Genomic DNA, 23,922 nt, shown 5'->3' on the forward strand with positions numbered 1-23,922 from the left:
GATGGCCAAAGCCTTTAAACTGCCCTATCTAGCAGAACTGGCCGGAACTTTTCTGCTGCCTTTAGTGATCATACTGCTATGTTTGCCGCTGCGAGACTGGATAAGCCCTACCGATGTTGCCATGCTGCAATTGCTGTGGGTGGCTTGGCAGGCGCAGCAGTATGGCTGGCGCTGGGCAAGTTTAACTACTTTGGTGTCGGTGCTTATGCTGAACTGGTGTTTTGTGCCGCCCTACTACACTTTTGACGTACACGATGCCAGTTTTTTTATCAGTTTTGTGGTGATGGTATTGCTGGGGTTGTTAATCAGCCTGCTGTCTGATCGATCCAAACAGCAGGTAAAGCGGTTACGTTATGCCATGTCACAAACCCGTGGTATGTATATGCTGGCCAAAGGTTTGGGGCAAAGGCAGGATTGGCACAAACAATGTGCTTATGCAGCTAAATTATTAAGTCGTCGTTTAGGAGCCGCAGTTCAAGTGGTTATGGGACCAGCACCAAAAGCAGTGGCCGAACATGCGGTGCTCGCTGTAGGCACTCCGGCAGCTGCATGGATTGTGGTGCCACAGTCTTTTTTATCCAGCCACCCAACTTTATTGCATACGGCTCAATCCTTGTTGGCACAAAGTTATGTCCGTCTGGAATTAAGAGAAAAAGCTCAGCAAGACAGAATGAAAGCTCAGCTGGAGCAACAAAAAGCCATGTTATTACGGTCCCTATCGCACGACTTACGTACCCCTTTAGCTACCATTATGGGGGCATCCAGTATGCTGGCCGATCCAGAGTTGCATTTGAGCACGGAGCAACGACAGCAGCAGGCGCAGAACATCTATCAACAAAGCCAGATTTTAAATCAGCATTTTGAAAAAGTACTGGAGCTGAGCAAAGCCCAACTGACCACCCATCAAATTCAGCACAGCGATTTCAGCTCAGACGATTTAGTAGCAGGAGCGCTGGCGCGGCGAGGCGATCAAGCGGCCGAACTCAGCACCTATTTGCAGTGCAGCACTTCAGCGCCTTTAAAGGGCGATCTGGAGCTACTTGAAATAGCGCTGGCCAATATGCTGGAAAACGCTTTGCGTCATGGTGCTGCACCTTGTGAATTAAGCATGGGCCAAACTGGCTCGCACTGTTTTGTCCGGTTGAGTAACGGCGTTAAATCTGCCGCGCCAGCAGCCCGTGATAAAGGCCATGGTTTAGGGCTTAATATTTGTCAGGCGGTCGCTGCTTTGCATCAAGGCAAGTTTGAACTGCACACTCAGTCAGAACCAGGAAAAGTAACGGCAGCCTTGGAGTGGCCACTATGACGAACACAGTAACCACTGTCACACCTACTCGTTTATTGGTGCTTGAAGACGACCCGGGGCTACAAAGCTTTTTACACACTCTGCTGCAAAGCCAGGGTTATCAATGCCAGATCCATGCAGAAGGCCAACAAGGTTTTGCACTGTTAAAACAACACAGTTTTGATTTAATTCTGCTGGATTTAGGTTTAGCCGATATGGATGGCATTGAATGGTTGCAACAACTACGCAGCTGGTCCGAAGTACCTGTGATAGTGATTTCAGCCCGGGGTAAAGAGCAGGACAAAGTGCGGGCTTTAGACTCTGGCGCGAATGACTATGTTACTAAACCTTTTAGTTCAGCCGAGCTTTTAGCTCGCGTCAGAGCCACGTTACGGCAACAACAAAAAACCGCCAAGCCGCTCGCTTTTGCCGATATCAAGTTGGATCCAGTGCAGCGCAGTGTCACCAAAGCTGGCGTGCAAGTACATCTGACCAAAACCGAATACGATATTTTATTACTGCTGGTGCGCCATTTAGGTTCAGCACTGACGCACAATCAAATTTTGCAGCAGGTCTGGGGCGAACATTATCAGGACAGACCCGAATACATTCGCGTGCATATGGCGCAGCTACGACAAAAACTGGAAGATAATCCATCAGCACCACGGCATTTAAAAACCGAGGCTGGAGTTGGCTACAGGCTTTGTGAGTAGGCAAAGGTTGATGGCTGCCTAACCTCTACTTTTAACTGCGGTTAAAATGGGAGCAATACCTCCCATTTTTAATTCCAAGTATTCAAAAATCCATTTGTGTATTAAAACAATAAATTAATTGGCATCTTCACCGCACTGCAGCGACGATTGGTATTTGCATCGCGCAGCGGCTTCATTCACATCTTTCCCACCCAAACAAAAATCAAGCCGAAGCAATTTTTGTTCTGCAGCATCAGCTTTGGTTGTCGTGTTGTGCCACTTCAAACTCTTGATCATTTTTTTAGCAGGTTTAACTACCACTTTAGCTGGAACAGAACTGACTAACTCCATTCGCCTTGTCTTACCGTTCTCATCGATATCAACGTTAAACACAGCGCATCCTGCTATACCGTTGCTTGCCAATTCGACTGGATACAGTGGAGTAAATTTGTTGGTTTGTGACCAAAGAGTTTCGCCAGCTTTGGGTTGTATTTCAGTCAACAACACATCACCGTAGACTGTATTGGCTGATGTGAAGAATGACGCAAAAGTAAAAAATACCAGACTGGTGGAAAAAATTTTCATCTACTTTCCTTGTTGAGTTTGAACAGTAAATCCAATGTAATGTTAGAAAATGAGGAACACTGAATAAACCTTATCATAGACCAAGAGCAGGCTGCAAGGAGCAGTGCATAAGTCCGTTTTTAGTTGTTGGCAGTATTACTGTTGTCTTTTCTATGGTGTTCAAACATTTCTATAGCACCTTTTAAGAAACCAAACATACCCTAGGCCTTTGCTTGCAGAGATCACGCAGTGATAGCATGTGACCTCACTTTGTTATAACCCACTTAGTGCCGCAGGAGTTGGACTTATATCTTTTTTAAGTACTAATACCACCAGATAGACCAGACTCAAAGGGGGAATAATAGAAAGCATAACTCCGAGTAGACTAGCCAATACTGGGGTTTGTGTTTTACGGCGGCCAAGGTAGTAACAAACTGCTCCCATAATAAGAGCAAATATGAAAATGAACTGGCCGACTAATGTTGCATTTAAATTCAACTGAATTCTCCTTGTGCTTTATAGCACTGTATTTTCAAAAAGGATGCCCGTCAGCAAATCGAGCATCTTCTTGCCTTCATTTATTACCAATCTCACACTAAATTAACTCCGATGCAACTCTATTTCAAAGGTTTTCTGAAATGACTGAAAAGAGCAACCTTTAGGGTCAAGACTTGCCCAATCAGATGACAACTGAGCTTGCCAAGATCCACGCCCAATGTTTAGGTAGACAAGATGAATCGCCTCTTTTAGTTTGGTCACCTCTTCTTATATCAAGACGGGAGGCGGCTCATCACATGAGCGTGACGAAGTTCAAACAGATACAAATAGGTGACGGCGAAAGTTTGAACCTGACACCAAAACGTTTCGAAATAAAGAGGGATAACGATGAAACTACCTATGTCGGTTCTGCTCATTTCAGTGTATTTCCAGCTCAGTTGCACACCCCTAAACTCTGGTGCTGCTTTTGATTCAAATTTGACCCCAAACAACCTCGCGCCACAACTGCAGATCAGTCCGGATAGTCGTCATTTACAATCTTCAACTCATCAGCCTTTTTTTTGGTTGGCCGATACCGCATGGGAAATGTTGCATCGACTCGATTACCAACAAACCGACAGCTACTTAACTATAAGACGCGATCAGGGGTTCACCGTAATACAAACCGTTATACTCGCCGAGCAGGACGGCTTGCGTATTCCCAATGCTAATGGAGATCTACCTCTTCATGACCTTGACCCAACGCGCCCCAATGCAGCCTTTTTTAATCACGTCGATCGCGTCATTAAACGTGCCAATGAATTGGGACTGGTCGTAGCACTACTGCCAAGCTGGGGCGATAAATTTAATAAGAAATGGGGTACAGGCCCGGAGATTTTCAACGCCGAAAATGCCCGAGCGTTCGGAAAGTTTCTGGGGCAGCGCTATGCCAGGGCTTCTATTGTCTGGGTACTGGGAGGAGACCGTATACCAGAGGAGCCGGAAGACTTTGTCATAATCAATGCCATGGCCGCCGGGCTTCAGGAAGGTGATGGTGGACGCCACCTAATCAGCTATCACCCGCAAGGGCGCCACTCCTCAGCAAACTTTTTCCACGATACGCCTTGGCTTAGCTTTAATATGCACCAAAGCGGCCATGGCGAAGCTGATTACGGTAATTATAACGACACGCTTAAAGACACTAACCGTATTCCGACCAAGCCAGCACTGGATGCTGAACCACCTTATGAAGATATTCCTATAGGATTTAAATCCGAAAATGGCAGATTTGGAGCCTTTGAGGTTCGCCGCGCTGCTTACTGGTCAATCTTGGCAGGCGCACTTGGCCATTCCTATGGCCACCACAGTATTTGGCAAATGTGGGAGCCCGGTTTGCACGGCATACTTGAACCCCAGACCGCTTGGCAGCAAGCATTGTATTTCCCTGGCGCATATCAAATGGGTTATATGAAAGCTTTATTTACCAGCCTACCCTGGACTATGCTACGCTCGGCACAATCGCTGCTGATTGAGGGACCACAACAGGGGCCAGAAGCCATCCGCATGGCTGCGACTGCCGACGGACGTCTGGTCGTAGTTTATTCCCCATTCGGCGCAAGGTTCTCTATCAACCTTTCTGCCTTGCCTAATGCCGGCTACTGGTTTAATCCTCGTGATGCGACGCAGCTCCCTCTTTCAACCCTACCTCGATCCACAGGACTCGCCCAATTTGACCCGCCTGGGCACAGAGCACGAGGTAATGATTGGGTTCTTATTCTCAAGAAGCATTAAGAGCTCTGCCTGTCGTGATCAAAGGGCTTTTTGGTAACTCCTGTTGGTAAGTTGTATGGTATACATGGGCCAATAGATACGTACTGAAGCAGATTGTCGATGTACTAATCTCATAAAAAAACCCGACCAAAGTCGGGTTCTTCTTATCAATCTATGCCTAACAAAAGGTATTACTTCTGTACTGTTTTTGCTTCTTCTACTGCGGCTAAACAGAGCTCAGTGATTTTATGCCATTCTTTGTTTTTAATAGCATCGTCCGGCACTATCCAGCTACCACCTACGCAACGTACGTTTGGTAAGGCCAGGTATTCTTTGAAGTTTTTCTCGTTAATGCCGCCTGTTGGGCAAAAACGTATGTCAGAGAATGGGCCGTGAATAGATTTTAAGGTTTTTACGCCACCAGCAGCTTCAGCCGGGAAAAACTTAAAGTGGGTGTACCCTACTGCTGTGCCTTCCATCAGCTCAGAAATACTGGCGATACCTGGGATCAATGGGATCACGCTGTCTTTACCCGCTTGCAGCAGTTCACGGGTCGAACCCGGGCTGATGGCAAAGCGCGCACCAGCTGCTATCACATCGTCCAGCTGTTTGGCTGTAGTGACAGTGCCAGCACCTACTATGGCGTCAGGCACTTCAGTGGCTAATAAACGTATTGCATCCAGAGCCACAGGAGTACGTAAAGTCACTTCCAGTACTTTAATGCCGCCTGCCACTAAAGCTTTCGCCATAGGAACAGCGTCTGCTAAATCTTTGATCACAATGACGGGCACCACAGGGCCTTGTGCGAACAAAACGTCAGGTTGTAGTTGCCAATTTTCAAATGCCATAGTGTTAACTCGCCATATGTTGTTTTAAGTAGACTGCACAGCCAGTTAAACCTGGTTGCTCCGCAGTGACGACAAAAGTTGCAATACGGCGGTTGAAGTCTTTAAACCGGCCTTTTGCTTCAAATCGGGTTCTGAATTCGCTTTGATTCATCAGCCCCAGTAATTTTGGCGTAATACCACCAGCGACAAAGACGCCGCCGAAGGTGCTCAACGTTAGGGCTAAATCCCCTGCCAAACCGCCTAAACTGGCAAAAAACTGCTCAATAACGGCTTTGCATAAAACACAGCTGCCATCTAGAGCTTTGCCTGCAATCTGGGCTGCGTTTAATGGCTCAACCACTTTGTTGTTAAACGCAGCAATAGCCAGATACAAATCTTCCAGACCAGGGCCAGATAACAAACGCTCCGGGCTGACATGACCATATTTATTGGCCAGGAATTTATGAATAAACCATTCCTGTTCGGTTTGAGCGGTAAAGTCGACATGACCGCCCTCGCCTGGTAATGGCAAATAACCTAAAGCAGTAGGAATTAAATGTGCCACGCCTAAACCTGTACCAGCGCCTAACACCGCCATAGGTTTAAATTGATCGGCATGGCCTTCACCAATTTGCACCAGTTCAGTTTGTTTTAGCGCCGGTAGGCTCATGGCCACAGCGGTAAAATCGTTCAGTACGATAAACTCGGCCAAATCCAAATCAGCTTTCATTTGGCTTACAGAAAACTGCCAGCGGAAATTGGTCATTTTGACAAAGTCTCCTGTCACAGGACAGGCAATGGCCAAAGCCACATGTCGAATTGCTGTTAAACCTTGCTCAGCACGGTAGAACTGCAAAGCGTCAGCCAAGGTATCAAAGTCTGCGCACGGATAAACCGCTACTTTGTCTAAATGCAGGCTGTCTAAATCAACACGACTAAAACGTGCGTTAGTGCCGCCAATATCAGCAACAATAGCGAACTGAATATCAGCCATGGTACTGCTCCTCTGTATTGAACAGACTGCAGGCACCTTGTTCTGCGCCAGTGATCACGGTACGCAGACCGCCAAACATTTCGCGGCCCATACCCCAGTGACTATCAGTCATATCACGGGTAGCGACTTCACGTTTCGCCAGTTCTTCATCCGACACTAATACTTTTAATACGCCGTTGATACCATCCACCAACATCATATCGCCGGTTTGAATTTTAGCGATCACGCCACCGTCAACTGCTTCTGGTGTGACGTGGATAGCAGCTGGCACCTTACCTGAAGCGCCTGACATACGGCCGTCTGTGACTAAAGCCACATGGAAACCACGGTCTTGTAACACACCCAAAGGCGGCGTCAGTTTATGCAGTTCTGGCATACCACAGGCTCGAGGGCCCTGGAAACGCACAACCACTACACAATCTTTATTTAAATCACCAGCTTTAAAAGCGGCATCTAATTCATGTTGACTGGAGAACACCACAGCCGGAGCCTGCACTATTTCTGTACCTTCACGCAGTGCTGAAGTTTTAATTACACCACGGCCAACGTTGCCGGATAACACCTGCAAACCACCGTGATCTTTAAACGGCTTTGCCGCATCAGCCAGTACTGTTAGATCAGAAGACTCTGTCGGGCCGTCTACCCATACTAATTTGCCGTCCTGAATAACAGGAGTTTGGGTATAACGACGTAAACCAGGACCAGCTACTGTGTTGACATCTTCATGCAGCAAGCCGTTGTCTAATAAAGTACGGATCAAATAGGCCATACCACCCGCTTGCTGGAAGTGGTTGATATCGGCCTGACCGTTAGGGTAAATCTTGGTGACTAATGGCGTTGCATGCGATAAATCAGCAAAGTCATCCCAGTTCACAATAAAACCAGCAGAACGGGCTACAGCTATTAAGTGCATGGTGTGGTTGGTAGAACCACCTGTCGCCAATAAACCAACAATACCGTTCACTACAGCTTTTACATCAACAATGTGAGCAATTGGTAAGTAGTCAGTGCCTAAGTCAGTTAAACGAGTCACCTGGCGGGCAGCAGCTTTGGTTAATTCTTCACGCAATGGCGTGCCAGGATTGACAAAAGAAGAGCCTGGTAAATGCAGCCCCATGACTTCAACCACGAGCTGGTTTGAGTTGGCAGTACCGTAGAAGGTGCAAGTGCCAGCGCTGTGGTACGAAGCAGATTCAGAATCTAATAACTCTTCATGGCCTACTTTGCCTTCAGCATACAACTGACGAACACGGGCTTTTTCTTTGTTTGGAATACCAGATGGCATTGGACCTGCTGGCACAAACACAAAAGGCAAATGGCCGAAACTTAAAGCCGCCATTAATAAACCCGGTACTATCTTGTCACAAATACCCAGCATCAGGCCGCCGTCAAACATATTGTGCGACAGGCCAACAGCTGCAGACATGGCGATAATGTCACGACTTAATAAACTCAACTCCATGCCAGGCTGACCCTGAGTCACACCGTCACACATGGCTGGCACACCACCAGCAAATTGAGCCACACTGCCCACTTCTGCTGCTGCGGCTTTAATAATAGCCGGATAAGCTTCATAAGGCTGATGCGCCGAAAGCATATCGTTGTAAGAAGAGATAATGCCGATGTTTGCTTTGGTTAAACTGCGTAAATCAGTTTTTTCCTGAGAGGAACAAGCAGCAAAACCATGAGCCAGATTGCCACAGGCCAAAGCTCCGCGGTGCGGCCCCTTGGCACGGGCCTGTTCCATCCGCTGCAGATAAAGCGCACGGCTTTTCTCACTGCGTGCCGCTATTCTGTCTGTGACCTGTTGTATAACCGGATTCATGTTAACCTCGTCTTGTCGATTAGTTAGCTGTGAACATTACATGCACAGGGACCTGCTGTTGTTGCAAAAAAGCCCGTACAGGCATTTGCAAAGGGCCCTGACCTGCCATGGCCTGTTCCAGAACGGTTAGCTTCTTGGGGCCAACCAAATGTAAATAAATCACAGCGCTATTAAGTAAGCGTGTTTTGCTTAAACTCAAACGCTGGTAAGGCGCAGTAGATGGAGTTACCGCCAGAGCTACTGGTGCATCAGTGGCTAAACCCGCCTGAATTTCTTTGCTGCATGGAAATAATGAGGCGGTATGGCCATCTTCACCCATGCCTAGAATCAACACATCAAACAGAGGCAGTTCAGCCACACGAGCCGCTACTGTGGCGGCACCTTTATAGGCGTCGTCTGGTGATGCGCTGTCAAATAAGCTAATAAAACGTGCTTTAGCCGCTTTGCCTTGCAACAAGTTGGCCTTCACCAAACCTTCATTGCTGTCGGCATGAGTCTCTGGCAACCAACGATCGTCAGCCAAGGTAATAGTCACGCGTGACCAATCCAAATCTGTTTCAGATAAGGCTTTAAACAAAGCCAGAGGCGTTTTACCCCCAGACACCACTAAAGTAGCAGCGCCCTTTTCTGCAATAGCAGCAGCCAAACGACTGCTGATCTCAGTGGCAAACTGCTGGTTTAATGCAGCACTTGAGTCAAAGGTATGAAGCTGCATTGTTATTCGTCCCAGTTTCTGTCTTCACGCGCCAATAACGAAATGGCGGCCACAGGGCCCCAGGTACCAGCCTGATAAGGTTTTGGTGGCTCGTTAGTGACTTTCCAGGCGTCGAGGATACCGTCGACCCATTTCCAGGCTTGTTCAACTTCATCACGACGCACGAACAGATACTGGTTGCCTAACATTGCTTCGAGTAATAAACGCTCATAGGCATCAGCAATACGCTGCGACTTAAAGGTTTCGTCGAAACTTAAGTCCAGTTTGGTTTGTTGCAACTGCATGCTTTCGCCAAGACCAGGAATTTTGTTCATGATCTGAATTTCTACGCCTTCATCAGGCTGCAAACGGATGATCAGCTTATTGGCTGGCAACTGTTTATAGGTTTCGAAGAAAATATTGTGTGGCTGCGGCTTAAAGCAAATGACTAATTCGCTCATTTTTTTCGGCATACGTTTGCCTGTTCTTAAATAGAACGGCACACCAGCCCAACGCCAGTTGTCGATATCGACTTTTATTGCGACAAAAGTTTCGGTTTTACTGTTTGGACGCGCATCTTCCTCATCCAGATAACCAGGAACCGGAGTACCAGCCACATAACCGCCCGCGTATTGACCACGCACAGTTTTTTCCTGCACATTCGATACATTAATAGGACGCAGCGCTTTTAGGACTTTTAACTTCTCATCCCGGATACTGTCGGCATCCAAACGAGCTGGTGGCTCCATCGCAATCAGCGACAACACCTGTAACAAGTGATTTTGCACCATGTCGCGCATTTGACCTGCGTCGTCGTAGTAACCCCAACGGCCTTCTACGCCTACTTCCTCGGCCACTGTGATTTGCACATGATCAATGGCATTGTGATCCCAGTTGGCTGCGAAAATCGAGTTGGCAAAACGTAGCGCTAACAGGTTCAGTACTGTTTCTTTACCTAAATAGTGGTCGATGCGGTAGATTTGGCATTCACCAAAATATTTGGCAACTTCATCGTTGATCACTTTAGACGAAGCTAAATCGTGACCAATAGGTTTTTCCAGTACCACACGGGCCGGTTGTGCCGATAAACCCGCGATAGACAGACCTTTACAGATATTGCCAAACAAAGAAGGAGCAGTAGCGAAGTAGCTGACCGGAATACGTTTTTTCGGGTCAGTGACATTTTTAAGCGCTTTGTACGCATCTTCTTTAGTCAAATCTACCTGCACATACTGCAGTTTGGCTTTTAAGCGCGCTAATACGTCTGCATCCAGCGGCTCTTTAATGAATTTTTGTAAGTTGGTTTCAACCAGCTCTTTGTAGCCATCCAGACTTAATTCGTCACGGGCAACGCCAATGACCTGACTGTCGGCATGCAACAGACCGGATTTTTCCAATTGATATAAGGCTGGCAATAGTTTGCGGCGAGCTAGGTCGCCCTTGGTACCAAAGAGAATCAGATCACAGGCTTTGTTCAGTGGTGCTGTTGTTGTCATGAATGACCCTTGATTAGATGTAATTTTACAACACTTAACCGCATACTAGCCGAGCAAAAGCCAGAAGTAAACCAGATAAGTTGTAATTAAATTACAGAGACGCTAAAGTTTTGACTATTCTCATATAATAAGGCAGCCTACGCAATGAATCAGCTGCTTTGTCGTAACTTTATCACTATTTTGCAGTGGCACCAGGTTGTATAACAAAGCGAGTTACAACATTTTGCACTGCGTTGTTCAGTGTTTCTCAGTCAGGACTATCCGATGAATGTGTTGGAAAAAATAATTAATAGCGTCAACAGCTTCAGTAAATCAGAGCGCAAAGTCGCCGACGTGATCCTGGCCAATCCGCAAACCACTATTCACAGTAGTATAGCGGCTCTCGCCAAAATGGCCGATGTCAGCGAACCTACAGTCAACAGGTTTTGCCGCCGTCTGGACACAAAAGGTTTTCCGGATTTCAAATTGCATTTGGCACAGAGTCTGGCCAACGGCACTCCTTATGTAAACCGCCATGTGGAAGAAGATGACGGCCCTGAGGCTTATACGGCCAAGATTTTTGAATCCACTATGGCCGCTTTAGATGCAGCACGCCAAAACGTTGATATTCTTACCATTAATCGTGCTGTGGATGTGCTCACTCAAGCGAAAAAGATCTCCTTTTTTGGTTTAGGCGCCTCTGCTTCTGTCGCTCATGATGCCCAGAATAAGTTTTTCCGCTTTAACGTCCCTGTCGTTTGTTTTGACGATATAGTCATGCAGCGTATGAGCGCGATTAATAGTGCAGAAGGCGATGTGGTGGTCTGTATCAGCCACACAGGCCGCACCAAAAACCTGTGTGATATCGCCGCTATAGCCCGTGAAAACGATGCAACAGTGATAGGTATTACTGCATACGACAGCCCTTTAGCGAAAGAATGTACCCTGGTTTTATCGCTGGATGTGCCTGAAGATACAGATATGTATATGCCTATGGCGTCCCGCGTGGCTCAGCTGGTACTGATTGATATTCTGGCAACGGGCTTTACTTTACGTCGTGGCACCAAATTCCGCGAAAACCTGAAAAAGGTCAAAGACAGCTTACGTGGCTCGCGTTTTGATAAGAAAGACTTTCAAAACTAATGACGATATTTGTAATACGCAGGGGCATTCTGTAAGAAGCCCCTCTTTTTTTAGCTTTTTTTCACCTTAACAGGTCGGACATGCGACGAAAGCTGTAAGTTTTATTCAAACTGCGGCTATATTCTGTAATAAAATTACATTACACTTAAACTGACCCATCCATAGATAAGCTTTCAGGAGCTCTTGATGCCCAGAAGAACTAAAATAGTCGCCACCCTTGGACCAGCAACGAATTCACAAGCCATTATTGAAAAACTGATCCTGGCGGGCGCCAGCGTATTTCGGTTTAACTTTTCTCATGGCAGCGCCGAAGATCATAAGCAGCGCGCTGAAATGGTGCGTGCCGCAGCGGCCAATACCGGCGCTCACGTTGCTATTCTGGGTGATCTACAAGGCCCTAAGATCCGCGTATCTACCTTTAAAAATGGCTCTGTCATTTTGGAAGAAGACCAACACTTTGTACTAGACGCTGATTTGCCAAAAGGCGAAGGCGATGAAACACAAGTGGGTATCGACTATAAAGAATTACCTGCTGATGTTCAGCCAGGTGATGTGCTGTTATTAGACGACGGCCGTATCCAGATGATCGTTGAGCACGTTGTAGGTCAACGTATTCATACTAAGGTGTCTGTGGCAGGTAAACTCAGCAACAACAAAGGTATTAACCGTTTAGGCGGTGGCTTGTCAGCACCTGCCCTGACTGAAAAAGATAAAACAGATATCTCCTTAGCGGCTTATATAGATGTGGATTATCTGGCGGTGTCTTTCCCACGTAGTGGCGATGATTTACGTGTGGCCCGTGAACTGGCCCGCGCTGCTGGTTCTGAGGCTTTGATAGTCTCTAAAGTAGAACGCGCTGAAGCTGTAGCTGATGACGAAACCCTGGACGATATTATTCGTGCATCAGATGCAGTCATGGTTGCACGTGGCGATTTAGGTGTCGAAATTGGCGATGCTGAATTAGTAGGCCAGCAAAAACGTATTATTGCCCGCTCACGTCAGTTAAATCGTGTGGTGATCACTGCGACTCAGATGATGGAGTCGATGATTGAAAGCCCTATGCCAACCCGTGCTGAAGTGATGGACGTGGCCAACGCTGTGCTTGATGGTACAGATGCGGTGATGTTATCCGGTGAAACTGCCGCTGGTAAATATCCAGTGGACACAGTAAAAGCCATGGCCCGTGTTTGTGATGGTGCCGAGAAGCACCCACGTGTACAAATCTCTAAACACCGTATGGATGTGGCTTTTACTGAAATCAGTGAAACTATTGCGTTATCCGCTATGTATGCCGCGAACCACTTAACCGGGATTAAAGCCATTATCTCGTTAACTGAATCGGGCTACACAGCCAAACTGATGTCACGTATTACCTCGTCTCAGCCAATTTATGCATTATCACGTCACCAGAAAACCTTAAACAAAATGGCTCTGTACCGTGGTGTGTATCCTGTGTTTTTTGACAGCACTCAAAATTTGGGTCAACAAAAAGTATCAGCTGCTGCTATTGAAGCAGTACAAGAAATTGCTCACTTAAAAAGTGGTGATTTAGTGATACTGACCTATGGCGATATGATGGAAACTGTTGGCGCATCAAACACCTGTAAGATAGTACAAATCAACTAAGACGTTGATTTCATGAAAAAGGCGCCTACTTATTCATTGAGTGGCGCCTTTTTTGTATCAAAGCAAAAAGCAAAGAAGTTTACAGTCGTTGTCTGAGCATAGGTGCTAGCGCCGTCAGCATTGAGCCAACCACCACCAATAAAGCGCCAACCCAGGCCACAGCATTTAGTGATTCCACTGGAAACTGTGGATAAAAATATGTCAGCAACTGGGCAAAACCTATGGTCAACAAAGGCGTAATGGCCAGCACAGCGCTGACATTAGCTGCTTGCCAGTGCTGTAAGGCTTCAGCAAAAGCACCATAAGCCACAATAGTATTCAGACAACAAAACGCTACTATGCCCCACTGCCATGCCGACAACTCCAGCACAGGTGTCAGTTCAGTAGCAGGCAGAAAACACAAAGCACCGGCAATATAAATTAGCCACATAATTTGTTGAGAATTAAAGCTCATCAACAACTGCTTTTGCGCTAAGGCATAACAAGCCCATGCCACTGCTGCTACTATCACCAACAGCACACCAATACTTTCAGAATCAAACTGGGTCAGTAACAAGGCCAGTCTGTCGTTAAAAAACAGTAATAATCCAAACACCAGCAACCAGGCACCAATTTTTTGCCAGAGCAGTAAACGCTCTTTAAATAAATACACTGCACCTAACATCATCAGAAACGGTGCCAATTGCACTAACATCTGAGCTGTTTCGGCTTTCAGTAAAGACAAAGCGTTTAAATACAAAATGTAGTTCAGCAATAAACCTGCTGCAGTGATCAACAGCAGTACTTTAACTTTCTTCGATAAACCACGAAGCGACGGTAGTTGCCGGCGGGAATAAAGCACCACCCCCACCAACACAGCAGCCACCAGGAAGCGGATCCAAGTGATGGTGGCCGCCGACATCGAACTTAATAACCACTTCAGCGCTATAGGTAGCAAGCCCCATAAAACAGCAGTTAATAACGCTAAACTAAAACCCAGACCAACACGGCCAGACGACTGATGCATACCCTCTCCTTTCTGAGTCTGTCATTATCCGCCAGAAGCTACTCTCTTGTCTGTCGCCATCGACCTGTACCGGAGAAAATAGGTCAGAATGTCAGGTTGTTGCAGCAGATCAATACGTGATCTCGTTTATGCGTTAGGATGAGTTCATTCAAAGGTTCTGGGGGAACAAGATGAAACGAATTGGAGTATTAACCTCAGGTGGTGATGCACCGGGCATGAATGCCTGTTTACGCGCTGTGGTGCTAACGGCTCACGCCAATGAGCTGGAGGTGATTGGTTTCCAGCGAGGTTTTAATGGTGTTGTGGAACAGCAGTACCAAACCTTATCGCCTTATCATGTCAGTGGCATTATTCAAAATGGTGGCACTGTGTTAAAGAGTGCGCGCTGTGCTGCCATGCAAACTGAGGAAGGCTTACAACAAGCTGCGCAAAACCTGCATGATCTGGAACTGGACGCCTTGCTGGTCATAGGCGGAGATGGCAGTTTTCGCGGAACCTTGGCTTTGGCAAAGTATTACAAGGGGCAACTTATTGGCGTGCCTGGCACCATAGACAATGATGTGGATGGCTCTGATTTCAGTATAGGTTTTGCTACGGCGCTTGATACAGCGCTTGATGCAATAGATAAAGTCCGTGACACCGCAGATGCGTTTGAGCGGATTTTTTTAGTTGAAGTGATGGGCCGCCATACAGGTTATCTCGCTGTTGCTGCTGGAATAGCCGCAGGTGCTGAGCAAATTATCTGCCCTGAACTGGCTTCTGAATTAAATCTGGATAAAATTGCTGATCATGTAGAACAAGCCCGCAAACACCGCGGCAATTGCAGTTATATTATTGTTATAGCTGAAACCATGTATCCGGGTGGAGCTTCGGCTTTGGCCGCCGATCTGGAACAACGTGGTATTGAATGCCGGGCTTCTATTCTGGGTCATATTCAGCGTGGTGGCCGGCCTGTTGGTGCTGACCGTATTCTTGCCACTAAACTGGGGGCTTATGCGGTTGAACAACTTCTGCAAGGTGCTCATCTGGTGATGGCAGGAGAAATTAACGGTCAGGCAGGATTGTATCCTCTGGCATTAACCGGAGATAAGAAAAAACAGGTCGATAGTTATTTATTGCGCTGGCAACAGCAGATCGCTCAGTACTAATATCATTGATAAAAAAGCCTCCGGGAGGAGGCTTTTCAAACAAAGACAACTCAGGAATTAAACACCATTTTGACGCGGTCTTTGTAACTACGGCTGACTTTTACCGCCTGACCATTGGTCAGCATCAGCTGATGTTCACCGTTCGCGAGCATTTGCAGTTTGGCGATGGTATTTACATTGACGATAGCGCTGCGATGCACCCGCACAAATAACTTCGGATCCAGCTCCTGCTCCAACTCTTTCATAGTACGGCGCAAAATATGAGTCTGGCCGTCGCGGGTATGAATACACATATAATCACCTGCAGCGTCGACCCAGTCGATAGCGCTGACGGGGACACGGGTAATTTCACCACTGTCTTTGATGCTGATAGCTTCAGGGAAACGCTCATTCATCACTGGCTGAGACTGATCCAGGCGTTGTAAAATCTGATCGGTTTTTTCACCAGTTAACTGAGCCACCACTGCAGCCAGTTGGCCTTTATGGCGCTGATCGTCTTTGGCTTCAAAGTTCTTCGTCAGTTTGCTTACAGCAGCGGCTAAACGTTCTTTCTCCACTGGCTTGAGCACATAATCCAGCGCCTGAACTTCAAAGGCGTTTAATGCATAGTGATCATAAGCTGTAACAAAGACCACATATGGCAAATCAATCTGTAGATGTTGTAGTTGCTTTAATACACCAAACCCATCCAGCCCCGGCATTTCGACATCTAAAAACACAGCGTCAGGCTGATGCTGGCGGATAGCGGCTACAGCTTCTTCGCCGTTGCTACATTCTGCAACAATATCCAGTTCAGGAAAGTCAGCTAAACGCACCAGCATACCGCGGCGGGCTAACGGTTCATCGTCGACCACTATGACCTTAAGCATTTGTTTCATCACTACTCTCTACTTCAAATGGTATTCTGATATTTACTTTCAAACCCCGTGGATGGTTGTGTGTTAAGACCAAAGAAAAATTGCGATCGTACAAGGCCGCTAATCGCTCTTTGGTATTGACCAAACCTACTCCGCCAGATTCCCCTTTTGGCAGACCATCGGAAATCACCATTCCAGGCCCGTCATCTGCCACTTCCATCAGTAAATCGTGTCCAAATTTTTGCGCTGTGATCATGATTTTGCCGCCGCTGGTCTGGCTTGCTACCGCGTATTTAATAGCGTTTTCGACCAAGGGCTGCAAAATTAAACTAGGGACCAATGCCTGATCAGCGGCTTCATCAATGTCATAGATAATAGTCAAACGTTCTGAAAACCTGACTTTTTCTATTTCCAGATACAGATTGGCGGCATACAACTCCTGTTGCAGCGGCACTTTTTTAATAGGATCTTTGTAAAGCGAATAACGTAAGAAGTCACTCAATCTGACTAACATTTTATTTGCTGTATCTGATTCCTTTAATAAGACCAAAGTCGATATAGCGTTTAAGGTATTAAACAAAAAATGCGGATTAAGCTGATAACGCAGCATTTTCAGCTGAGCCTCATGGGCTTTGTTACTGGCTGTCAGTGACTTTTGCTTTTCCTGCTGCAATGTTTGGTAATACTTAATACCAAAATACAAACCGCTCCAGCTCAACAGTACATAGAATCCAACTGTGGTTTGGCGAAAATACTGAGTCCAGCTGTCAGGTCTAAAGCCGTGGCGGTAAATTTCCCAGTAATTAAAGTTGCGAAACACAGTCCAGACTGCCGCAATCATAATAGCCACGGCCAGTACGCTCAATAGCATCTTCCAGGGTTCCCAGTGCCAGACTCTCTGGAAGGCATAGCGCAGCGGAATAGTCAGCAGCCAGCCGGCATAAGCATCCAGTGCCACTACTATCCAGTAGGCACTGCGCATTTCCTGAAACAAGGAACCTAAATAACTGATAAGCGCAAAACCCACCCAGCCTAAGGTGTGCAGCAGCCAAAACAGGCGATGACGGTCTTCAAAAAATTTTTGCAAAATAGTTACAACTCGATCTGCTCTTACCTCTATTGTATCTCAGCAACCAGAGCTTGGAGAGCTTTGCTTTGGGGATTAAACTCGGGTAGCTCTCCATTAGTCGCAATACCCTACGTACTTCAAGCTAATAGTTGATCTTTAGTTTTTTCAGGATAAAGCCCATCAGCCAGGCTGGCCCTATCAGTAAAAATTGCAGATCCTGAAAAAATGATGGTTTTTTCCCTTCAATTTTATGACCGATAAACTGAAACCCCCACATCACCACAAATAACAGCAAGGATACTAACCATATATCCAGACTGAAGTTTTGCTCATACAGGCGAATAAGCATGACCACAAGTGCGGTGAATACTGTCATACCTACGCCAATAGCAAAAGATAAGCTGAAATAAAACGCCAGCGCCGGCATAGCAAGCAACAAGGGCCAGGTGATCTGTTGTTCTGCAAACAGGCTAAAAGGCATTGGGATTTGCCATAGCAGGCCAAACACTGTGAAATAAATCACGGGCACTGCAAACCAATGGATCAATTTATTGGTTGGGTTTTGATGGCTGACACCGTATTCGGCAAACCACTGGTGGATAGTTTTCATAGTTTATCTGGCTCAGCGTCAGGACAGGATCACCCCACTCTACTGCTGAGCCAGCCAAAGCTCAAGATCAGCCTAATACAGGAACAGGTTTTCGATCTGGTCCTAAAGCTACAAAAGTAAAGTTACCCGATATAGCCTTGTGTTGATCGTCATCAAACATAGTTTCAACAAAAATATCCACGTTTACTTTAATACTGGTGCGGCCTACATGTTCAATGCGGGCAACCAGTTCGATAATAGAACCCGCCGGAATAGACTCTTTAAAATCCACCCGATCAGAACAGACAGTGACTAGAGGTTTACGGCAAAAACGGGTTGCAGCAATAAAAGCGGCTTCATCCATCCAGGCTAAAGCTTCTCCACCAAACAAGGTATTGTGATGATTAGTCCGGCCAGGAAATACCGTTTTTGTGACTCGGGTCACAGCGTATTCAATACGTTTAGCAAGTAAAGCTTCGTCAGTCATATGGCTCTCCGGCATAAAATTAAGGCGCGAATTTTAGAAGTTTCCCCGGCAATTGCAACCCACTCCCCCATCTTTATCCCCAAAGTAATTGGAGTTGCAGCTAGGCGACAAGCGAGCGAGCCCCCAGTAGCATAGTTGTCCTATGTGTAATTGGATTGAAGCGCGAACTCGCAGCCCATACCAATCATCATATGCCACAAACAACTGGGGCGAGTAGCGCAGTCAACAACGCTGCGGCCTCAAATACGAAGGGGATACAGTTTAGCGTGCCACCATAGCCCCTAAAGCTTTACCGCCTACCAGATGCATATGGATATGATAAACTTCCTGGCCACCATGTTCATTGCAGTTCATGATCAAACGGTAGCCGTTTTCAGCTATGCCAGCCTCTGCAGCTAATTTGCGGGCCACAGTAAATAAACGGCCCATAGCCAGCTCGTGTTCAGGCTCTACATCGTTTACTGTAGGAATTAATACATTAGGGACAATCAGGATATGAGTAGGCGCCCGAGGATTAATATCACGGAACGCCGTGACTAAGTCATCCTGGTATAAAATGTCGGCCGGAATTTCACGGCGAATGATTTTGCTGAAAATAGTTTCTTGAGCCATCAGAAGATCCTTATAAAATAATGCACACATCACTTTCGGGAGTATAGGGTATGACGCTATTGGCTTACCAGCTTAGCATTACTGACATTACCGCACATCTGGTTGCAGTTGAACTTCGTTTCACACCCCAGAGCAGCGACAGCATTCAGTTATCTTTGCCAAGTTGGATCCCCGGCAGCTATATGGTGCGTGATTTTGCCAAGCATCTGCATTCTATTGAAGCTTTTGATGACGCCGGCGCTTTAACTTTGCTGCAGCTGGATAAACAAAGCTGGCAACTAAATCATAATCAGCAGGCGCTGACCCTGCGCTATAAAGTCTATGCCTTTGATTTGTCGGTGCGAGGCTGTTATCTGGACGATCAACTGGCTATTTTGAATCCAGCGGCTTTGTGTCTTGAAGTCAAAGGCATGGAATCAGCGCCTGTGACCTTAAATGTTGTTGCACCTGAATTTTTAGACTGGCAAGTCGCAACAGGCTTAACCAGAAGCCGCACTACCCAGCCACTGCACTGTGGCTTATATCATGCCGAAAACTATCAGCAACTGATTGATACCCCTTTAATGCTGGGCAAACTGGATATTGCCGAGTTTGATGTCTGTGGAGTGCTCCATTATCTGGTGCTGGCAGGCCATGAGCAGGTTGATCTGGAACGTTTTAAAGCAGAGCTGCAACGCATCTGTCATCAGCAGCAACAGCTGTTTGGTGGGCTGCCCGCCGATTTAAATCAGTATTGGTTTTTGTGTTGGGTAACAGATGCTGGCTATGGCGGGCTTGAGCATCATAATTCCACTTTGCTGCTGTTAACGCATCAGGATTTACCTAATGCACAGCGCCCGGACGAAAACACAGCGGATTATCAGAATTTACTCGGCCTGTGCAGTCATGAGTATTTTCATACCTGGTGGGTGAAACGCGCTAAACCAGCTCAATTTTTACCTTATCGATTAGACACAGAGCAATACACCAGCCAGCTGTGGCTTTATGAAGGTTTTACCTCTTACTACGATGATTTAGCTTTGGTGCGTTGTGGTTTACTGACGCAGCAACAGTACTTTGCGGCATTAGAAAAGACCATCAACAGAGTGCAATTAAGCCCTTCTGAGCAGGTGCAATCTGTGGCTGACAGCAGCTTTAACGCCTGGACTAAGTACTACAAACAAGATGAAAATGCCATCAATGCTGTGGTCAGCTATTACACCAAAGGCAGCCTGATTGCATTATGTCTGGATGCGTTATTGCGCAGCAAAGGCAAAACTCTGGATGCTTTAATGCAGTTGGCCTGGAGCAGTTATGGTGAGCCAGCTCTGGGCAGTTCTGAGCAGCAATTTATTCAACTCTGTTCGGACTACGCAGGTAAAGATACAGCCACTCAATTATACAGCTGGGTACATAGTACTTCATCACTCCCTCTTGCTGAACTCCTGCCGCATCTTGGCCTCTCTACAGCCAAACGCCAGCAAGAACACAGCAAAGACTTATCTGGCAGCAAAGCTCCTGCTTATCCGGTACGGGCTTTTGGTGCGGCTTTTATTGCCTCAGCTGAAGGCTTAAAAATAGCCAATGTACCGCTGAACTCAGTTGCTTATAAAGCAGGTTTAATGGCACAGGATCAACTGATTGCTGTAAATACTGTCAAGGCCACAGAGCAAAACTTCTGGCGACAGCTCAACCAAAGTAAGATTGGCAGCGTTTTAACCCTGCATGTATTTCGTAAACAACGCCTGGTTCAGTTATCAATGCCGGTAGAACTTGCACTTGAGACTTTGACCTATTTACAGCTTGTTGATCAGCAAAAAGCTGCTGCTTGGCTTGGAAAAATACAGGATTAAAATGGATTCGTTGTCACAAGTAGCGCTTGGTGCAGCCGTCAGCGTCGCGGCTTTTCACAAACCCATACGCAACAAACAAATAAAGCTTTGGCAAGCTGCAGCTGCAGGCGCTGTGTTTGGTACCCTGCCAGATTTGGATGTGCTGATTTCACATGGCGATCCAATCAGCGATATGACCTTGCACCGCACTGAAAGCCATTCGTTATTTTACTTAAGTTTAGTGTCGCCGCTTTTTGCATGGCTGTGGGTGAAATTGTTGAGGATCCCAGCGCTGTTTAAACAGAGTCTGCTGGCGATATGGTTGGTGCTGCTCACTCATCCGCTGCTGGATACTCTAACCATCTATGGCACTCAGCTGGCTTTGCCTTTTAGTGATTATCCTTTTGGCACAGGCAGCGTTTTTGTGATAGACCCCTTGTACACCCTGCCGTTATTGGTGGGCACTGGCGTAGCACTTTTTAACAAAAAACTACGCTGGAACAGTGCTGGTTTAGCTTTGAGTAGTGCTTATCTGGTGTTTGGTTTAGTAGCGCAACAATGGGCTTATGCAAAAGTAGAACAACAGTTGGCTGATTTTGCTCAGGAAACGGATAAGTTATTAGTCACTGCAACCCCATTTAATACCTTGTTATGGCGTGCTCTGGTGATCAAGGACGGCGAATATCTGGAAGGCTATTATTCGTTACTGGATGGTTCAACACCAATGCAGTGGCGCAGTTTTACGCGGGATAAAGCCTTGATTGAACTGTGGAAAGATAATCCTGCTGTGGCGCGTTTAGCCTGGTTTAGTCATGGTTTTTATCAGTTGGAACAAAAAGGCAATGAAGTGGTGCTGACGGACCTTCGGATGGGCATGGCGCCTTTTTACAGCTTTAGTTTTGTAGTCGCAGATGATGCGCAAGCGAAGCCACCGGTGCAACTCGAATTCCCACGCGACAATGCCGCTAGCTTTGCCTGGTTGTATCAGCGGGCATTGGCTAAAACGCAGCTACCTTTATCGGATCTGGTCCAGTAACGATAGGAGGTCATAGTAAAAAGTCTGACCTCCTGACTTAACAAAAAGATATTAGGCAAAAGCAATAGCGCCTTTACCTACCCCTTCAAAAGCAACCACTTTCACTGCGCTAAGCTGATGTGATTCTTTCACGCTAGCTGCAATATAATCTGCTAAACACTCTACTGTGGTATCACAAGGCACCACTTCGCAGGTTGTTGCTGGCAAAGAGATTTCAAAATAGCCCTGAGCTGAGCTATAGGCAAAATTGAGCGCCCCTGCTTCAGCCTTCAGATGACGTAAGGCGGATGCTTCAATCTGATCTTCAGCCGTTGCCAAATAAATATCTTCCCAACGTTCACTCCAGTATTTGCCTAATTTAGGCGATAACATACCGTTATCAAAAATCTGAATGGTAGAACGATGACCATGGGCGATACGCTGGCAATTGCCGTCATGTTTTTTCAGACCATGAGTGTAGTGGTAAGAAAAACCACTAACCTGTTCAGTACGCAGCTGAAATACCAGTTTGGCCACGTTGTCAGGCAACAGTGGTTTAATTTGTTCGGTCAAAAATTCAGTGATTGAGGCCATATCAATTTTTTCAGCCTGAATAACGGCAAAGGCTTCTGCGGGGGATGCAATTTGCAACAGCCCTTTGGCTGAGCTAAATAACACTTGCTCTACTTCACTGCTGAGCAGCTGTGTTGCAGGGCTTAAAGCCGGAATAGCCAACTTATGATCAACCAACTGATCTATGGCTTTTTTAATTACTTTTTTTACCAGGCCAAAATCAAACACCATGGAGGTTTGATCCAAATCCCCATGCAACTCCACATCAACAATATAACTTTCCCCAAGCAAACCACGTTGCTGGCAAAGGTAAGAAAAATCGATGACAGTTAAGTCGCGGACAAATAAAATCATAAAAAAATTCCGGATGGCGCTGAAACAGCAAAAAGTAGCCGCATTATAAAGCAATACGCAACGCGCGTTAAGTTGGCCTTATTTTTTATGTTCCGTCAGCCAGCCATTCAGTAAACCAATTTGTCCAAGCTTGTGGGCTGCGTACATCAAACGTATTGCATTACTGAGCAACACGCTGTCATTCCATTCAGTTTTTTGTTGAATTTCTTGATAGCAGGCCAGAGCTTCTGGCGTTAAGTAACCACGCAGCTCCTTTTTTCCGGAGCCTTTTTGCCGCTCTCTATAGCGTTGCTGCTTCTGTGCATTAGAAAGTGGTTTTTTTTCTTGTGCCGTCATAATGCTTCTATCTTTTGCTGTTAATTTGATTTCGGAAGGTCAGCTTGACTAATCGGACTTGTTTAGCTTACAAGTGTTCGCTAAAGTGGCCCAGCCTTGATGATGGATCTAACATACATGACTAAGAATAGCTTTACAAAACAAGATTTAGTGGCCTGTGGCCGTGGGGAATTATTTGGCGAAGGTAACAGTCAGTTGCCTGTCGACAATATGCTAATGATCGACCGTGTCGTCCATATTTCGGAAGAAGGTGGTAAATACGGCAAAGGGGAAATTATCGCTGAATTTGATATCAACCCTGAACTGTGGTTTTTTGATTGTCACTTCAAAGGCGACCCGGTGATGCCAGGTTGCTTAGGTTTGGATGCTATGTGGCAATTGGTAGGTTTTTTCCTTGGCTGGGCTGGTGGCCCAGGTAAAGGTCGTGCTTTAGGTGTGGGCGAAGTTAAATTCACTGGCCAAATTTTGCCAACAGCAAAGAAAGTTACCTATCGCATCGACATGACCCGTGTGATTAAACGTAAGTTGTTTATGGGTATTGCTGAAGGCTCTGTCAGTGTGGATGGTCGTGAGATCTACACAGCCAAAGAGCTGAAAGTAGGTTTATTCCAGGATACTTCTGCATTCTAAAATTGAATTAGATGTAAAAAAACGGAGCCTTAATAAGCTCCGTTTTTTTATGCTTTAAACCAT

Annotated in this window: 24 protein-coding genes; 9 read left to right on the top strand and 15 right to left on the bottom strand. The window is 46.4% G+C overall.

The features are described 5' to 3' along the window. Position 1 precedes the first annotated feature (1 nt). Both EK374_RS10370 and EK374_RS10375 read left to right on the top strand, forming a co-directional pair. Positions 2–1,306 (top strand): sensor histidine kinase, encoded by a 1,305-nt coding sequence (locus EK374_RS10370; RefSeq protein ID WP_127022896.1) that lies wholly within the window; start codon positions 2–4, stop codon positions 1,304–1,306. Next, entirely contained in the window at positions 1,303–1,998 is a 696-nt protein-coding gene (locus tag EK374_RS10375; protein ID WP_127022899.1) for a response regulator transcription factor, read from the top strand. The genes EK374_RS10370 and EK374_RS10375 overlap by 4 nt, the downstream gene beginning before the upstream one ends. 114 nt (positions 1,999–2,112) lie before the next feature. Here the strand turns inward: EK374_RS10375 and EK374_RS10380 are convergent, their stop codons facing one another. Together EK374_RS10380 and EK374_RS10385 are read right to left on the bottom strand one after the other, a co-directional pair. Next, positions 2,113–2,562 (bottom strand): energy transducer TonB, encoded by a 450-nt coding sequence (locus tag EK374_RS10380; RefSeq protein ID WP_127022902.1) that lies wholly within the window; start codon positions 2,560–2,562, stop codon positions 2,113–2,115. 252 nt (positions 2,563–2,814) lie between these two features. Next, positions 2,815–3,039, bottom strand: a complete 225-nt coding sequence (locus tag EK374_RS10385) for a hypothetical protein (protein ID WP_127022905.1) — start codon at positions 3,037–3,039, stop codon at positions 2,815–2,817. 387 nt (positions 3,040–3,426) lie between these two features. Here EK374_RS10385 and EK374_RS10390 point away from each other — a divergent pair, with 387 nt between their 5' ends. Next, the gene (locus EK374_RS10390) at positions 3,427–4,809 is read left to right on the top strand and encodes an apiosidase-like domain-containing protein (RefSeq protein ID WP_206099333.1); all 1,383 of its coding nucleotides are present in this window, start codon (positions 3,427–3,429) and stop codon (positions 4,807–4,809) included. Between the two features lie 170 nt (positions 4,810–4,979). Here the strand turns inward: EK374_RS10390 and EK374_RS10395 are convergent, their stop codons facing one another. Genes EK374_RS10395 through zwf form a run of 5 tightly spaced genes read right to left on the bottom strand, consistent with a single transcriptional unit; the run spans position 4,980 to position 10,624 of the window. After that, positions 4,980–5,636 carry a bifunctional 4-hydroxy-2-oxoglutarate aldolase/2-dehydro-3-deoxy-phosphogluconate aldolase gene (locus tag EK374_RS10395; RefSeq protein ID WP_127022908.1) on the bottom strand — a complete coding sequence of 219 codons (657 nt, stop codon included), beginning with the start codon at positions 5,634–5,636 and terminating at the stop codon, positions 4,980–4,982. A 4-nt stretch (positions 5,637–5,640) separates the two neighbouring features. After that, positions 5,641–6,609 carry a glucokinase gene (gene glk, locus EK374_RS10400; RefSeq protein WP_127022912.1) on the bottom strand — a complete coding sequence of 323 codons (969 nt, stop codon included), beginning with the start codon at positions 6,607–6,609 and terminating at the stop codon, positions 5,641–5,643. Continuing rightward, entirely contained in the window at positions 6,602–8,434 is a 1,833-nt protein-coding gene (gene edd, locus EK374_RS10405) for a phosphogluconate dehydratase (RefSeq protein WP_127022915.1), read from the bottom strand. The genes glk and edd overlap by 8 nt, the downstream gene beginning before the upstream one ends. Before the next feature lie 19 nt (positions 8,435–8,453). Further along, the gene (pgl, locus tag EK374_RS10410) at positions 8,454–9,149 is read right to left on the bottom strand and encodes a 6-phosphogluconolactonase (protein WP_127022919.1); all 696 of its coding nucleotides are present in this window, start codon (positions 9,147–9,149) and stop codon (positions 8,454–8,456) included. A gap of 2 nt (positions 9,150–9,151) precedes the next feature. Beyond that, the gene (gene zwf / locus EK374_RS10415; protein WP_127022922.1) at positions 9,152–10,624 is read right to left on the bottom strand and encodes a glucose-6-phosphate dehydrogenase; all 1,473 of its coding nucleotides are present in this window, start codon (positions 10,622–10,624) and stop codon (positions 9,152–9,154) included. 264 nt (positions 10,625–10,888) lie between these two features. Between zwf and EK374_RS10420 the strand changes: the two genes are divergently transcribed. Beyond that, the gene (locus EK374_RS10420) at positions 10,889–11,746 is read left to right on the top strand and encodes a MurR/RpiR family transcriptional regulator (RefSeq protein ID WP_008900048.1); all 858 of its coding nucleotides are present in this window, start codon (positions 10,889–10,891) and stop codon (positions 11,744–11,746) included. A gap of 186 nt (positions 11,747–11,932) precedes the next feature. Further along, a complete protein-coding gene (pyk, locus tag EK374_RS10425; RefSeq protein WP_127022925.1) occupies positions 11,933–13,372 on the top strand; it encodes a pyruvate kinase in 1,440 nt (479 codons plus the stop codon). Between the two features lie 79 nt (positions 13,373–13,451). Here pyk and EK374_RS10430 read toward each other — a convergent pair whose 3' ends face one another. Beyond that, entirely contained in the window at positions 13,452–14,378 is a 927-nt protein-coding gene (locus tag EK374_RS10430) for a DMT family transporter (protein WP_127022928.1), read from the bottom strand. 170 nt (positions 14,379–14,548) lie between these two features. Between EK374_RS10430 and EK374_RS10435 the strand changes: the two genes are divergently transcribed. Beyond that, entirely contained in the window at positions 14,549–15,526 is a 978-nt protein-coding gene (locus EK374_RS10435; protein WP_127022931.1) for an ATP-dependent 6-phosphofructokinase, read from the top strand. 50 nt (positions 15,527–15,576) lie between these two features. Here EK374_RS10435 and EK374_RS10440 read toward each other — a convergent pair whose 3' ends face one another. The 5 genes from EK374_RS10440 to hinT form a co-directional block, all read right to left on the bottom strand. Next, positions 15,577–16,404, bottom strand: coding sequence for a LytR/AlgR family response regulator transcription factor (locus EK374_RS10440; protein ID WP_233280230.1), 828 nt, complete (start codon positions 16,402–16,404; stop codon positions 15,577–15,579). Then, the gene (locus tag EK374_RS10445; RefSeq protein WP_127022934.1) at positions 16,388–17,470 is read right to left on the bottom strand and encodes a sensor histidine kinase; all 1,083 of its coding nucleotides are present in this window, start codon (positions 17,468–17,470) and stop codon (positions 16,388–16,390) included. Before EK374_RS10445 ends, EK374_RS10440 begins: the two co-directional genes overlap by 17 nt. Before the next feature lie 124 nt (positions 17,471–17,594). Continuing rightward, on the bottom strand, positions 17,595–18,062 hold the full coding sequence (locus tag EK374_RS10450) for an Mpo1 family 2-hydroxy fatty acid dioxygenase (protein WP_127022937.1): 468 nt from the start codon (positions 18,060–18,062) through the stop codon (positions 17,595–17,597). A gap of 67 nt (positions 18,063–18,129) precedes the next feature. Next, positions 18,130–18,528, bottom strand: a complete 399-nt coding sequence (locus tag EK374_RS10455; protein ID WP_127022940.1) for an acyl-CoA thioesterase — start codon at positions 18,526–18,528, stop codon at positions 18,130–18,132. A gap of 261 nt (positions 18,529–18,789) precedes the next feature. Further along, positions 18,790–19,140: a purine nucleoside phosphoramidase gene (gene hinT, locus EK374_RS10460; RefSeq protein ID WP_127022943.1), complete on the bottom strand. Its 351-nt coding sequence runs from the start codon at positions 19,138–19,140 to the stop codon at positions 18,790–18,792. 50 nt (positions 19,141–19,190) lie between these two features. Between hinT and EK374_RS10465 the strand changes: the two genes are divergently transcribed. Together EK374_RS10465 and EK374_RS10470 are read left to right on the top strand one after the other, a co-directional pair. Further along, positions 19,191–20,972 (top strand): M61 family metallopeptidase, encoded by a 1,782-nt coding sequence (locus EK374_RS10465; protein WP_127022946.1) that lies wholly within the window; start codon positions 19,191–19,193, stop codon positions 20,970–20,972. A 1-nt stretch (position 20,973) separates the two neighbouring features. After that, positions 20,974–21,987: a metal-dependent hydrolase gene (locus EK374_RS10470; RefSeq protein ID WP_127022949.1), complete on the top strand. Its 1,014-nt coding sequence runs from the start codon at positions 20,974–20,976 to the stop codon at positions 21,985–21,987. 51 nt (positions 21,988–22,038) lie between these two features. On the opposite strand, the gene EK374_RS10475 is transcribed toward EK374_RS10470, so the two are convergent. Both EK374_RS10475 and EK374_RS10480 read right to left on the bottom strand, forming a co-directional pair. Further along, complete coding sequence (locus EK374_RS10475) at positions 22,039–22,893, bottom strand: 6-pyruvoyl trahydropterin synthase family protein (protein ID WP_127022951.1); 855 nt, start codon at positions 22,891–22,893, stop codon at positions 22,039–22,041. Between the two features lie 78 nt (positions 22,894–22,971). After that, a complete protein-coding gene (locus EK374_RS10480; protein WP_127022954.1) occupies positions 22,972–23,229 on the bottom strand; it encodes a hypothetical protein in 258 nt (85 codons plus the stop codon). Positions 23,230–23,346: 117 nt separating this feature from the next. Here EK374_RS10480 and fabA point away from each other — a divergent pair, with 117 nt between their 5' ends. Continuing rightward, positions 23,347–23,859, top strand: a complete 513-nt coding sequence (gene fabA / locus EK374_RS10485) for a 3-hydroxyacyl-[acyl-carrier-protein] dehydratase FabA (protein WP_008897443.1) — start codon at positions 23,347–23,349, stop codon at positions 23,857–23,859. Positions 23,860–23,922: the final 63 nt, after the last annotated feature.

It is taken from the genome of Rheinheimera mangrovi (genome assembly GCF_003990335.1).
Lineage (GTDB): Bacteria > Pseudomonadota > Gammaproteobacteria > Enterobacterales > Alteromonadaceae > Pararheinheimera > Pararheinheimera mangrovi.

Excerpts from the sequence above, each read along its gene's own strand:
- EK374_RS10370 (WP_127022896.1), top strand. The coding sequence starts at position 2 with ATGGCCAAAGCCTTTAAACTGCCCTATCTAGCAGAACTGGCCGGAACT.
- EK374_RS10375 (WP_127022899.1), top strand. The coding sequence starts at position 1,303 with ATGACGAACACAGTAACCACTGTCACACCTACTCGTTTATTGGTGCTT.
- EK374_RS10380 (WP_127022902.1), bottom strand. The coding sequence starts at position 2,562 with ATGAAAATTTTTTCCACCAGTCTGGTATTTTTTACTTTTGCGTCATTC.
- EK374_RS10390 (WP_206099333.1), top strand. The coding sequence starts at position 3,427 with ATGAAACTACCTATGTCGGTTCTGCTCATTTCAGTGTATTTCCAGCTC.
- EK374_RS10395 (WP_127022908.1), bottom strand. The coding sequence starts at position 5,636 with ATGGCATTTGAAAATTGGCAACTACAACCTGACGTTTTGTTCGCACAA.
- glk (WP_127022912.1), bottom strand. The coding sequence starts at position 6,609 with ATGGCTGATATTCAGTTCGCTATTGTTGCTGATATTGGCGGCACTAAC.
- edd (WP_127022915.1), bottom strand. The coding sequence starts at position 8,434 with ATGAATCCGGTTATACAACAGGTCACAGACAGAATAGCGGCACGCAGT.
- pgl (WP_127022919.1), bottom strand. The coding sequence starts at position 9,149 with ATGCAGCTTCATACCTTTGACTCAAGTGCTGCATTAAACCAGCAGTTT.
- zwf (WP_127022922.1), bottom strand. The coding sequence starts at position 10,624 with ATGACAACAACAGCACCACTGAACAAAGCCTGTGATCTGATTCTCTTT.
- EK374_RS10420 (WP_008900048.1), top strand. The coding sequence starts at position 10,889 with ATGAATGTGTTGGAAAAAATAATTAATAGCGTCAACAGCTTCAGTAAA.
- pyk (WP_127022925.1), top strand. The coding sequence starts at position 11,933 with ATGCCCAGAAGAACTAAAATAGTCGCCACCCTTGGACCAGCAACGAAT.
- EK374_RS10430 (WP_127022928.1), bottom strand. The coding sequence starts at position 14,378 with ATGCATCAGTCGTCTGGCCGTGTTGGTCTGGGTTTTAGTTTAGCGTTA.
- EK374_RS10435 (WP_127022931.1), top strand. The coding sequence starts at position 14,549 with ATGAAACGAATTGGAGTATTAACCTCAGGTGGTGATGCACCGGGCATG.
- EK374_RS10440 (WP_233280230.1), bottom strand. The coding sequence starts at position 16,404 with ATGAAACAAATGCTTAAGGTCATAGTGGTCGACGATGAACCGTTAGCC.
- EK374_RS10450 (WP_127022937.1), bottom strand. The coding sequence starts at position 18,062 with ATGAAAACTATCCACCAGTGGTTTGCCGAATACGGTGTCAGCCATCAA.
- EK374_RS10455 (WP_127022940.1), bottom strand. The coding sequence starts at position 18,528 with ATGACTGACGAAGCTTTACTTGCTAAACGTATTGAATACGCTGTGACC.
- hinT (WP_127022943.1), bottom strand. The coding sequence starts at position 19,140 with ATGGCTCAAGAAACTATTTTCAGCAAAATCATTCGCCGTGAAATTCCG.
- EK374_RS10465 (WP_127022946.1), top strand. The coding sequence starts at position 19,191 with ATGACGCTATTGGCTTACCAGCTTAGCATTACTGACATTACCGCACAT.
- EK374_RS10470 (WP_127022949.1), top strand. The coding sequence starts at position 20,974 with ATGGATTCGTTGTCACAAGTAGCGCTTGGTGCAGCCGTCAGCGTCGCG.
- EK374_RS10475 (WP_127022951.1), bottom strand. The coding sequence starts at position 22,893 with ATGATTTTATTTGTCCGCGACTTAACTGTCATCGATTTTTCTTACCTT.
- EK374_RS10480 (WP_127022954.1), bottom strand. The coding sequence starts at position 23,229 with ATGACGGCACAAGAAAAAAAACCACTTTCTAATGCACAGAAGCAGCAA.
- fabA (WP_008897443.1), top strand. The coding sequence starts at position 23,347 with ATGACTAAGAATAGCTTTACAAAACAAGATTTAGTGGCCTGTGGCCGT.